The following is a 12,305-nucleotide window of genomic DNA, read 5'->3' as shown; positions in this document are numbered from 1 at the left end:
CTAATGCCGTGGCTTTCACAAAATATGATTTCCAGATTAAAGAGAATCTCCATATCCCAGTCGCTGCTCGTCATCTGTTTTACTGGTCTGGCTATATTCATGCTACTCCCGATTATTTTTCTTTTTAACAATGCATTCAAGCCTCTCAACGAGCTGTTTTTGTTCCCGCCTACGATATTTGTAAAAGAACCGACAGCAAGTAATTTCGAGAAGCTGTTTCTGCATGCGAATGCGGCTGTAATTCCCTTCACCCGATATTTGTTCAATAGTATTGTAATTGTCGGTCTGTCTCTCATCTTTGTAATTATTGTTAGTACATTGGCTGGCTATGTAATATCCAAGCATCGCTTTCCGTTCAAAACGTTTGTTATGGCAATGATTATGATCTCGCTCATGTTTGCACCTGAGACGGTAGCAATCCCGCGATATTTAATCGTCAGCAATTTAGGCATAATGAATACCTATTTTGCTCACATACTTCCCTTTATTGCTTCCCCTGTCGCTGTATTTTTAATGAAACAATTTATTGATCAGATTCCAGATTCATTGTTAGAGGCGGCCAAATTAGATGGTGCAGGCGACTTTTATATTTTCATTAGGATTATTATTCCGTTAACCGCTCCTGCCGTTGCTACAGTATCTATTATTACTTTCCAGGTCGTCTATTTAGATATGGAAGGCTCTACGCTGTATACGACCAATGAAACGATGAAGACGCTTGCGTTCTATGTGAGTAGTCTAACGGCTAATTTACAGAATAGTGTTGCGGGTCAAAGCCTTGCAGCTGCAGCGGCATTACTCATGTTTATTCCAAACTTAATTATGTTTCTTCTCTTCCAGCGTAAAATGATTCAGACGATGCTCCATTCGGGGGTGAAGTAATTGAAGCTGCAATCTTCTTACAAGCTTGTAATTGCATTAACACTTGTATTCTCAATTCTATTTCCGTTGACAGCTTCAGCGAGATTGCCCTATAAAACCTGGTTTGTAGACGATGCGACAGATCGCTGGCTTGACATACAAGCGCTTTACGTCCCGAAAGGCACGATTGGGTATGGAGATATTGATATTCCGATACAGGGCCCTAGTGATCTGTATATTGACAAGGATGATTATGTTTATTTAGCCGATACGAATAATAATCGTATTGTTGTGTTTGATGCGGATGGTCAATACATGAGGTCCATAGGGAATGCAGAGGGTGAGGGGGCATTAAGTTCACCTGGAGGTGTGTTTGTGACGGATGAAGGATTAATCTTTGTCGCAGATACAGGGAATAAACGTATAGTTGTTTTTAATCAAGAGGGTCATTATGAACGTGCCTATGAGAAGCCGGAATCTCCGTTGCTACCAAAGGATTATCATTTCGTTCCGAGTAAAATAGTCGTGGACAAGCGTGGTGTAATGTATGTCGTTGTAAAAAATTCCTATCAAGGTCTGCTGCGAATGAACGATATCGGTGAATTCACGGGATTCTTCGGATCTAATAAAACGGAATTAAGTCTATTAACGAGATTCAAAAATATGTTTCTCAACCAGGAACAGCTAGAGAAAGAAGTTGCAAATCGCCCAGGTGCGATTGAGAACGTAACGCAAGCCGACAACGGTTTTCTTCTAACGACAAGTTCTGGGACCTTCAAAGGTCAAATAAAAAAGCTAAATGCTGGGGGCAAAGATGCCTTCTTAAATAAAGGCTTCTTAGAGAATCAGCTCATCGATACTGCGATCGATTCGGATAATTTTCTGTATGCCATGAGCGGTGAATGGGGTGAAATCTCGGTCTATGATCCCTATGGAAACGTCCTTGCCTATTTTGGAGGCACGGACAAGGCGGCCTCTCAACAGGGAATATTTAATTATCCAACGAGCCTTGCCATTAATAGCAAGAAAGAAATATGGGTTGCGGATAGTAGTTTGAGTGTAATTCAGATTTACTCGCGCACAGCATTCGGAGAAGCCTTCTTAAAGGCGACAAAATTGTATGTTGAGGGAAGCTATGAGGAGAGCAAGGTTTATTGGGATGCTGTTGTTAAGCAGAATGGAATGCTTGATCTTCCCTATAAAGGTATAGGTAAAGTTCTGCTGCAAGAAAAGTCCTATGAAGAGGCAATGCAATATTTTCAAGAGTCCTATGATGCAGAAGGATATTCAGAGTCATTCTGGAGTGTTCGTGAGGAATGGATTCATAATCATATCGTGAATGCTGCACTCCTCTTAATTGTTCTCAGCGTACTCCTTCGATGGATGTATAAACGTTTTAGTGGTAGGGTGTACAATCGTTTACAATCTCCATGGCTATCTAAGTACTTAGAGGAAATTAAAGATTTTTGGTATGTCATGTTGCATCCGTATGAGGGCTTCTATCGATTGAAGGAGAGAAGGATATCCTTACTTATAATCGCTACGATCATTCTTCTTGTCATTGGCCTTCGCTTATTGTCTATCTATAGTATGGGATTTATTTATCACCCGTTTGATCTCGGGCGCGTAAATGTGTTGCTAGAGGTAAGTTTATTGATCGTGCCATGGGCAACGTGGAGTATATCCAATTATTTAGTCAGCACAATTAAAGGTGGAGAAGGACGCTTTCGAGAAGTGCTTCAGGCAAGCACCTATGCTCTTGTACCCTATGTGGTATTGATGATTCCGATTATTTTTCTTTCCAATCTAGTTGTGCTGGAGGAGCGAATAATTGTTGATTCTCTTATATATGTCATGTGGGTTTGGATTGCAGTTAATTTCTTTATTATGACCCAAGTCATTCATAATTTCGATTTTATGGAAGCAGTCAAAAATGTTGGAGTTACCATTTTCACAATATCAGTTATTTGGATATTTGCAGTAATATTGTCGGCCCTTAGCTACAATTTGTTCGACTTTATGAAGCAAATTTATCGGGAGGTAACTTTATATGTCTAAGACAGAAAATTCGAGCCCCCGTATGCTTAGGACTAAGAAATATTGGTTACGTGTAGGTCTGATTATTCTCTTCGTAATTATTGCTCTAGTCAGTACGATTATTTATAGCAATAGGGATACTCTTCCTAGACTTGAGGATAACGGGATCCATCTTCTGGAGCTTCCGCCTACTCCGTTGAGTATAGGAGAGGAATGGCTCCCAGGGAAGCTTGATAATAATGGCTTCGCTAAAGTTACGGAAAATTCCAGCTACGTTCTTCTTATGGAGCCAAAGACAACGCAAGTAGCCATTCTCGAGAAAAGCAGTGGATTCTTATGGCGAAGTAACCCCACGAATGAGCAGGTTGAGAATGAAAATCTTAAAGGACTATTACGTACGAATCTTCAATCTCCCTTTTTGTTGGACTATGTGATAAATGGGAAAACACAGCGTAATGCGACTAATGCCCTGGATCTAAACATGACTAAAGGTTTTGTGCTTACAGAGCATGGTGTAGAAGTCATGTATCACTATACGAAATTAGATCTGAGCTTTGTGATCCGCTATGAGCTTACAGAGAAGGGGCTAGAGCTAACAGTTCCGATATTGGGCATTATTGAAAATGCGGATTTCCAAATATTCGCGTTACAGCTTCTCCCCTATTTCGGAGCCGTGCACCGTACAGATGAAGAAGGTTATCTATTTGTGCCGGATGGCCCAGGCGGCCTGATTTATTATCATACGGACAGGCCAGCGGTTGGAAACCGGTACGAACAAATGCTATATGACAATGATCCTGCTAATTTACAAGAAATAGCTGTTCCGAGAGAAGCGATTGCTTATCCCGTATTTGGGATGAAACGTGATGGGCATGCTTTTGCAGCGATTATTAAAGATGGCAAGTATACAACCAAGATTTCGGCAGCGCCTGCTGGAACGCAAATAGGGTATCACATGATCGCAGCGAAATTTGTGTATCGAGAGGAATATTTGCGCAAGGTTAGTACGATGACCTCATCGGTGAGTAGCATTCAAAAAGAGCGTATTCATCAAGATCGCAAAATTGAATACCGACTACTATCTGGACAGTCGGCGGATTACAGTGGGATGGCGACCGCTTATCGTGATTATTTAATAGAAACTGAGCAATTGCCAAGCACGCTACCAGAAATTAAAAATATACCGCTACTATTGGGGATAGTGGGTGGCGGTACGAAGGATGTATTTGGTGGTGATAGTTATGTTTCTGCCACAACCTTCGAGCAAGCTGGTCATATTATTAATAATCTTGAGGATGCGGGCATTCAAAATATGATTGTCTACTATCAAGGATGGCAAAATAGTGGACATAAAGATACGAATCAACGGTTCCCAATTCAACCAGAGCTAGGTGGCGGAAATGGTCTGAAAGCACTGACCTCAATGTTAGCGGAGAAAAATATTCCGCTCCTACTCGAGGATTACTTAACTTGGATGAAGGTTAGTAAAAATAATCCGATTATGAGAACCGATGGTGTTCGCAGCATTGATACAACGGTGCTACAGAATATGCGGAAAAACGCTTATCTTTTGAACCCCGTGATTGGTGTTAGAAATGCAATTGATACGATAGATCGGCTCAAGAAGTTAGGTGTGGGCGGTGTTCTGTTCACTGGGGCTGGTAGTACAATCTATAAGGATTATGGCTCAAGTAAATTAGAACGTGAAGATACAGGGCATCTCTTCAAGTCTCTTCTTACTTATACTAGGGAAAAGCTAGGTCTAGCTGTGACTGATCGGGGTAATGATTATGTGCTGAGAGCTGCAGATTTAATAACTAATTTCCCATTGGAAGGAAGCTACGATTTCGTCATTGATGAGAATGTACCCTTCTATCCGATGGCTGTTCATGGTTCAATTCTCTATACCGGTTTAGAAGGAAACTTAAGGAATGAATATGAGAAGGAACAGCTTAAGTTAATTGAATATGGCGCAATCCCTTACTTCAGATTAACTTATTCAAGCAGTCGTGAGCTGAAGGGAACGGATTATGATAGGTTATACAACAGCGAGTACGCTGTGTGGAAAGATCGGATCACCGAAGAATATAACAAGCTGAATCTATTAGCATCACTTCTCAATCGACGTATGTTGAAGCATGAAAAGCAAGCTGAAGGGATTTATCAGATGACCTATGATGATGGTACAAGAGTCAAAGTGAACTATAAGACGAACGAATTTGAAGTAATCAAGAAAGGGGGTCTACAGTGAGCTTACATAAGGAGAATGTAAAAAGTAAGCGGAGAAGTGGGCAGTTGAGATATCGTTGGAATAATTACAAAAGTGGTTATCTTTTTATGCTTCCTTGGGTACTAGGCTTTAGTATTTTTGTGGCTTTCCCAGTTGGCTGGTCGTTATTTAATAGTTTCCATAATGTAAAGCTAAGAGGCGGTAAATTCCAGTATGAATTTATTGGCTTAGACAACTTTCGCCGCATTCTTACGGAAGACAACGTGTATCCGGTAGAGCTTCTCCTCTACTTTCAAGAGATGCTACTTATAATCCCTCTAATTTTATTTTTTTCATTGGTCGTCTCGTTACTTCTCAATCAGAAGTTTGCTGGACGTGGACCGATTCGGGCAATTTTCTTCTTGCCCGTGATTTTCGCCACAGGACAAGTATTAATGGAATTATTCGGACAAGGTGCTGGCGAGCTACCTTTTATAGAGCAGTATAATTTAGATGGAATAATACGTGAATACGTTGGGCCGCAGTTGGCTGATCCCATTATGGGTGTTTTGGGCAAAGCCGTTATTATTTTATGGTATTCGGGTGTGCAGATTCTGATCTTCATAGCGGGATACCAGACGATACCACGTTCGGTGTATGAGGCAATACGTATTGATGGTGCTACCCCATGGGAAAGCTTCTGGAAAATAACATTGCCAAGTATGATTCCGTTTATCGGATTAAATGCCGTATTTACAATCGTCGATCTGTTTACTTTCCCTATGAATCCGGTCATGGAGCAGGTTCGTAAAAATATGTTTGATGTAAAAACGGGATATGGCTATGCTAGTGCACAGGCTTGGCTATATTTTACACTTATCCTCTTATTACTGGGAATTGCATTGTGGATCACCTATCGTTCTACTGTAAAGAGAGGGGGGTATCGATGAAGATAATTGAGACGATCAAACAAATGAATGTTACGTTTAATGCAAGGCTAAACAATCGTCAAGCACAACGTATGAAAAAGCTGATAGTAGGTCAGCATGTGAGCGATGGCATGCTTATGAAACTGGTCATTTATTTTCTGCTAGCCATCATCGCATTCTTATATTTGCAGCCGCTTTTATATATGCTTTCAACGATGGTCAAGTCTTCAGGTGACTTAATAGATCCCGTCGTACAGTGGATTCCACAGAAGCTGCACTTCCAAAATTTAAGTGATGCTTGGCGAGGGTTAAAGTATCCTGACGCCTTTAAGAATACGATGATGATTGCTTTAATCTGTTCAATTTTTCAAGTGGCTTCTTGCGCGATAACAGGTTATGCCCTAGCACGGCTGGAGTTTCCGGGAAAAACAATCGCGTTTATCTTAATTATTGTTTCCTTTCTGGTTCCACCTCAGCTTACCGTTATTCCGCTTTACAGCATTTACAGTAGTCTAGGAGTATTGAATACGCCATTGGTGTTCATTATACCGGCAATATTTGGTCAGGGGCTTAGAGGTGCACTGTTTATTATTATTTTTAGACAGTTCTTTCTTACGCAACCGAAAGCTCTGGAAGAAGCAGCGAAGATTGATGGTGCAAGCGTGTATCGACTATTCTTCAAAATCATGCTACCGCTTGCTCGTCCAGCAATTATCGTCGTCTTTCTATTCTCATTTGTCTGGTATTGGAACATGTATTACGAGCCTTCAATGTTCCTTAATCAAGCCTATCAGCCATTATCCATTCGACTCAACCTGCTGGAGCAGGAGCTCATGGGAAATAAATTAATTAATTTTGCAGTAGCTGTGGGAAAGGATCCGCTCACGGAAGGGCCTAAGATGGCTGGAGCATTTCTTATTATATTCCCGCCTCTGCTCATTTATTTGCTTACCCAGCGCTGGTTCACGGAGGGAATTGAACGGTCGGGAATGGTAGAGTAGTTACTGCTTATACCCATAGGAAAGAAGATGGACAGCCTCGTGTAAATCGAAGGCTGTCCTCTCTATGCAATCTGACCCTTAATCTAATCTTACGGTATGTCCTAGAATCGCCGATTCGTTCGCAGCTAATGTAACCTCTAAAGTTACAGCGGCTTCAGAATAAGAGCATAATACGAGGTCTTGATTTTTTTGTCGGATAGCTTCTATGAAGGTTTGAGCTTGAAGGAGATAGAAATCATCCTGTGAAGTTAAGGTCACATCTTGCTCATTATCGACAATATGCAGCGTCATTCCGTCGATCTTCAAGTAGAAATCTTCGCCATAGAATTCGACTGTATTACTGCCAACATACTTGGCTAGACAAGTGCTAGTAATATTACCTACTGTGCCGGACTTGAGCACGAAGGATACTGTCCCTACATCGTAAGCAGTTGCTTGTGGGTCGGCTTTATGTATGGAACGCTGTTCATGGATGGCATGCACCTCTTGAAAATCCCCGGCTAAGTAACGGATTAAGTCAAGCTGGTGAGTGGATTGTTCCACGAGCTGTCCGCCGGATAGCTCTATCTTATTCCACCAGGTCAAAGGCGGAATGCCGCCGAGGCGTCTGGCCATGATGAGATCGATTTGTTTGGTTTCCAAATAACCCTTAGCGCGCTGAACAATGTCCAAATAGCGGAGGCAATAACCTGAGGAGTGAATAATACCGGATTCAAGAATGACCTTTTCTCTACGACGCACGCTGGTAAGCTCTAGTCCAAGCGGTTTTTCAGCCAATAGATGAATACCTTTACTTGCCGCCAGCTCTTCGATGGAATTATCTCTGGTGAAAGGCGGTGTACAAATATACAAGGCATCCACTTGCTTGGAATCTAACATCTGCTCGACACTCTCATAGGATAGGGCCCCGTATTTATTAGCGATTTCCTTGGATCTTGATTGATTGAGGTCGTATATGCTGGTGACCTTTGCGTGTGAAATATTTTGTATTTTCTTAATATGATGCTCCGCCATTTCGCCTACGCCGACAAATCCAATGTTCACAATCATTTTTCTGATCCTCCTGAGTATGTTGAAGTGATTGATATGAAATAGAATATATTAATAGTCAGTGCTTGTATTTATTCAAATCGCAAGATTATTTACGCAAAACCTATCATTTCCGTCGTGAAAATGCTTGAATATCGGATAATGGGGAGATATAAACAAATGAAGCCAGAGGTGCTAGGCGTAAGGGGCGCGATCTCTACCCATAACAATGATTGGGCGGACCCGGGATTTCATAGTCAAACAAGCTGGGAGATCAGCGTTGTCTTGGAAGGTAGCGGTATCTTTGAATGTGAGAATACAAAGGAGAGAATTGAAGTCGGTAAAGTAATAATTACTGCTCCGGAATTGCCGCATCGATTCGAAGGGATGAATAGAAACCGATTTGGTGTCATTCATCTGGAGCATCTCACTGGATGCCTGATGGAATTGTTGAGTAAATTGTGTGCAGGTATGAGCTTCCGTATTTTGTCCTTATCCCGCTTAGATAAGATCAGGTATGAGCAGTTGTTTCGAGAGTGGCTGCGTATTAAGGCCTCGTTCCTAAAGGAAGAGAACCGAAATAATGAAGCTTGGATGGAAGTGCTGATCCTGTTCTTATTAGAATATACGAAGGATGGCCAACAAGCGCTTACGATAACGAGAGCGGCGGATTATATTCGGGAAAACCTACATAAGGGTCTTCAAATCTCAGACTTGGCGGTGCTCTCTGGAATGACCGAAGCGGGATTCCGCAAACAATTCGAACAAATCTACCATATTAGTCCTAAGCAATACCAGCATCAATGCCGAATGGTGGAAGCCAAATGGCTGCTTAGTTCATCTGTTAAGGAGATGAATGAGATCGCTCAGCAGATCGGCTTTGAAAGGCTGCATTCCTTCTCTCAGTGGTTCAAGAAACAGGAAGGAATCTCACCATCAGAGTGGAGAGCACTTCAGCATGCGTGATCGAAGGACCAGAGATATGGAACGATAAGGTCTTGATGTAAAGGCAACCCCAAGTGTACAATGTCATTCTCAATACTAATGAACAATTAGAAGACGAGGGTGACAACGAATGAATAAGCTCCGAAATTCTTTTTTTTCTAAATTAATCGTGATCCTACTGCTGGTAAATATACCAGTAGTCATTGGCATGCTCATCTTTTTTTATCAAAGTATGTCTTCGTTAAAAGTTAATGCAATTGAATCAATCCAGCAAAATCAGAGTGATTTGATGAAAATGGTAGAGAGTGATATCGATTATGTAAAGCAACAATTGTTCAAGATATCCAATATGAGCGACTGGAACGAGCTTAACATTAGCAGTCCCGATGGGATCGGCTATAATGGAATCTCCGCAATCAATCGCTTTCGAGAAAGATTTCAAAACACAATGGATACCAGTCGGATTTTTTCAGATGTTTGGGCGAATATACCTTCCGCCAACAGGCGTTTTTCAGCAAAGAATGGCTTGGAAAATTACAACGCGGAAGAAGATAACAAGATTAGGTCTTTCTATCACGATTACAAGCGTGTCGTGGTGTGGGACGGAAGAATGTTTATAGCCTCAAAAAGCGGATATTTAGAAGATGCAGCGGTGAATATAGCAGCAGAAATTGATATGCAAAAATTATGGAAGCTTGTGGACACTCAGAAGAGATTTACGAATGAGGAAACTATTTTTGTTTTTCATGGTAACGAAGAAACGTATCTGTATAATCCAACGAGCGTGGCTGCACGGGAGTTGATACAATCCGACTTTGCTATTAAGAATACGGATATCCCTCATAACTTATTAATTCAAACCTCCTCTTCTCTGGGGGATTTTACTATTTACAGTCTTGTGCCTACATCTAGCGTTTATTCCTTTTTAGAAAGATTTTATACCAGTATGTTTTATGTGCTTTTATGTACGGTGGCGGCCATTGCCTCTTACTTTATCGTGGTGGGGCGGCTTATTAAAAAACCGATTAGGAAGCTGATAGATGGATTTAAGCAAGTAGAGAAAGGAGATTTTTCTACACGGCTTGAACGCAAAAGTAACGATGAAATCTCCTATTTGTATCGGAACTTCAACACGATGTCCGTGAAGCTGAGTGACTTAATTAACGAAAACTATGTTAAAGAGATTTATGCACAGCGTGCAATTTACCAGCAGTTACAATCGCAAATCAACCCGCATTTTTTATACAACAGCTTTTATGTTTTACATCACATGATAAAAGAGGGCGACAACGAGAACGCAGAGGAATTCTCGATCAGTTTGAGTCAGTACTATAAATTTCTGACCAAAAATTCGCGCAGTGATGTGCTGTTGCAGGAAGAAATGCTGCACACGGAAGCGTATATGAAGATCATGAAAAAACGTTACGGCTCCAGGGTATCTATTGATGTGCATTATGAAGATCCATCCCTTTTGCAGGTAGAGGTGCCGCGGCTTATTCTGCAGCCCTTTATAGAAAATATCTTTATGTACGGTATTGGATACAAACGCGAAAGTCTGCAGGTTGTGTTAACAATTAGGCAGGAAGGCGAAGAGCTTATTATTCTCATTTCTGATAACGGCAAAGGGATAGAGGATGAACTATTAGAGAAATTCAACAAAGAGCTTTTGCTGCCGGACGCACCTTCCGATTCTGCTATTTTTAACATCAACAAGCGGTTAAAAATCAAATTTGGAACCGATTACGGTGTATCTGTAACCAATGCCGCAAGTGGAGGCTGCCAGATAGAGATTAAAATACCCTATAGCTCATAAAACACGGAAACGAGAGGTGTAGAAGCATGTATCGAATGATTGTGGTTGATGATGAAGCGGCAATAACCGATTGGCTTGAACAAGCCATATCTGAGCATTTTGGCGGGATGGTTGAGGTATACAAAGCTTATTCTGCGGATGAATGCCTTGATTTGATGGCAATGGGAAGCTTTCATATTTTGATGACAGACATTAGTATGCCCTTTGTATCTGGCCTCGATTTGTTGAAAGCGATTTCTGTTTATCATCCTAAAACGAAAAAACTAGTGTTATCTGCTCATGACAATTTCGACTATGCAAAAAGAGCCATCGGCTTTGAGGTGACAGCGTATGTGCTAAAAAGCGAGGGTGACGAGGTTTTATTTGAAGCTGTGGAAAAAGCAATTGCAGAGGTGGAAAGTGACCAGGAGATGTTCAGACTGACGGAAAAACTAAAGCTGCAATCCCAAAAGTGGGATGGCGCTATAAGAAACAGTCATCTACGGTGCCTGATATATGGTGAAATCGGTTTGGATGAGTTCGATGGAAGAGTAGGCGGCACATTAGATTTCTCACGTCCAATGGAAATGGCGTTGCTTGCAATTGAAGTGCGAGATGTCTCGCAGCGAGCCTTTGTGATGATGGCACTCGAGTCTTCACTGGCGGAATTTCTGAAGCCTCATTTCTCTTATGAACTGGTGGAGACAGGTGTATCAGAGGTTACATTGCTCGCACAGCTCAACAATCTTGGTGGGGTCTATGGAGAAGCCGCCATATTCTTAAAATCTCTCTTTGTTATGTACGAAAATACGCAGGAAAGCTTTTATCATTTGACAGGGCAGTATGTCAACATCATCTATTCCACACAGGCTGTTAGCGTAGCGAGTTTACACACAAAGTATATTCAGTTCAAAGAAACGATGCAAAAGTGCTGTGATTTTAATTGCTCTATCATTTTACCCGAAACGACGAAGTATGAAGCCTCCTCCCCTTCTAATGCAACCAATGGTATAAGCCGAGAAATTGGAATCGTACTTAAATATATCAATCAAAATATGGACAAGGATTTATCACTCATCATGCTTGCAGATGTCGTGTACTTAAATTCCTCTTACCTGTCACATTTATTCAAACAGCAGGTTGGAATGAACATATCTGATTATGTAAAGGTCGAACGTATCCGGATCTGCAAAGAAATGCTGACAGACCCCAAGTATAAGATACACGAGATTGCGCACAAGGTTGGCTATGATAATGCCTCGTATTTCAGCCGTTTTTTCAAGAAAATGACTGGAATTACGCCTCAAGAATACCGAAAACACCTTTCAATTGAGTAAGAATCAACGGAAGAGTCAATAAAAATTTCCAACGAAAAGTACATAAATACAAAGAAAACGTAACTATTTCTCAAGTTGAAAACGCATTACCATTAAGGTAATCGAAAGCGATTGATAAGGAATAATGATCTGTTCCTAGACCATTCGGACTGCATGACTACCACG

The 12,305-nt window shown here is 41.3% G+C and carries 9 protein-coding genes; 8 read left to right on the top strand and 1 reads right to left on the bottom strand.

What is annotated here, in order from left to right; all coding sequences use genetic code 11:
- Positions 1 to 3: 3 nt before the first annotated feature.
- From KCTCHS21_RS24880 to KCTCHS21_RS24860, 5 genes are read left to right on the top strand one after another with little or no spacing between them, the layout of a single operon-like run.
- Positions 4 to 882, top strand: coding sequence for a carbohydrate ABC transporter permease (locus KCTCHS21_RS24880; protein ID WP_232057955.1), 879 nt, complete (start codon positions 4 to 6; stop codon positions 880 to 882).
- A complete protein-coding gene (locus tag KCTCHS21_RS24875) occupies positions 883 to 2,919 on the top strand; it encodes a YIP1 family protein (protein WP_130614471.1) in 2,037 nt (678 codons plus the stop codon).
- On the top strand, positions 2,912 to 5,149 hold the full coding sequence (locus KCTCHS21_RS24870) for a DUF5696 domain-containing protein (RefSeq protein ID WP_130614469.1): 2,238 nt from the start codon (positions 2,912 to 2,914) through the stop codon (positions 5,147 to 5,149). The genes KCTCHS21_RS24875 and KCTCHS21_RS24870 overlap by 8 nt, the downstream gene beginning before the upstream one ends.
- Positions 5,146 to 6,057, top strand: coding sequence for a carbohydrate ABC transporter permease (locus tag KCTCHS21_RS24865; protein WP_232057954.1), 912 nt, complete (start codon positions 5,146 to 5,148; stop codon positions 6,055 to 6,057). The genes KCTCHS21_RS24870 and KCTCHS21_RS24865 overlap by 4 nt, the downstream gene beginning before the upstream one ends.
- Positions 6,054 to 7,037, top strand: a complete 984-nt coding sequence (locus tag KCTCHS21_RS24860; RefSeq protein WP_130614467.1) for a carbohydrate ABC transporter permease — start codon at positions 6,054 to 6,056, stop codon at positions 7,035 to 7,037. The genes KCTCHS21_RS24865 and KCTCHS21_RS24860 overlap by 4 nt, the downstream gene beginning before the upstream one ends.
- Before the next feature lie 78 nt (positions 7,038 to 7,115).
- Here the strand turns inward: KCTCHS21_RS24860 and KCTCHS21_RS24855 are convergent, their stop codons facing one another.
- Positions 7,116 to 8,087, bottom strand: a complete 972-nt coding sequence (locus tag KCTCHS21_RS24855; RefSeq protein ID WP_130614465.1) for a Gfo/Idh/MocA family protein — start codon at positions 8,085 to 8,087, stop codon at positions 7,116 to 7,118.
- A 159-nt stretch (positions 8,088 to 8,246) separates the two neighbouring features.
- On the opposite strand from KCTCHS21_RS24855, the gene KCTCHS21_RS24850 reads away from it, so the two are divergent.
- The 3 genes from KCTCHS21_RS24850 (at position 8,247) to KCTCHS21_RS24840 (ending at position 12,140) form a co-directional block, all read left to right on the top strand.
- Positions 8,247 to 9,032 (top strand): helix-turn-helix domain-containing protein, encoded by a 786-nt coding sequence (locus KCTCHS21_RS24850; protein ID WP_232057953.1) that lies wholly within the window; start codon positions 8,247 to 8,249, stop codon positions 9,030 to 9,032.
- Positions 9,033 to 9,141: 109 nt separating this feature from the next.
- Positions 9,142 to 10,824 carry a sensor histidine kinase gene (locus KCTCHS21_RS24845; RefSeq protein ID WP_130614461.1) on the top strand — a complete coding sequence of 561 codons (1,683 nt, stop codon included), beginning with the start codon at positions 9,142 to 9,144 and terminating at the stop codon, positions 10,822 to 10,824.
- 26 nt (positions 10,825 to 10,850) lie between these two features.
- The gene (locus KCTCHS21_RS24840; protein ID WP_130614459.1) at positions 10,851 to 12,140 is read left to right on the top strand and encodes a response regulator transcription factor; all 1,290 of its coding nucleotides are present in this window, start codon (positions 10,851 to 10,853) and stop codon (positions 12,138 to 12,140) included.
- Positions 12,141 to 12,305 lie beyond the last annotated feature (165 nt).

This window comes from Cohnella abietis (genome assembly GCF_004295585.1).
GTDB lineage: Bacteria > Bacillota > Bacilli > Paenibacillales > Paenibacillaceae > Cohnella > Cohnella abietis.
This window is presented reverse-complemented; position numbering and strand designations above follow the sequence as displayed.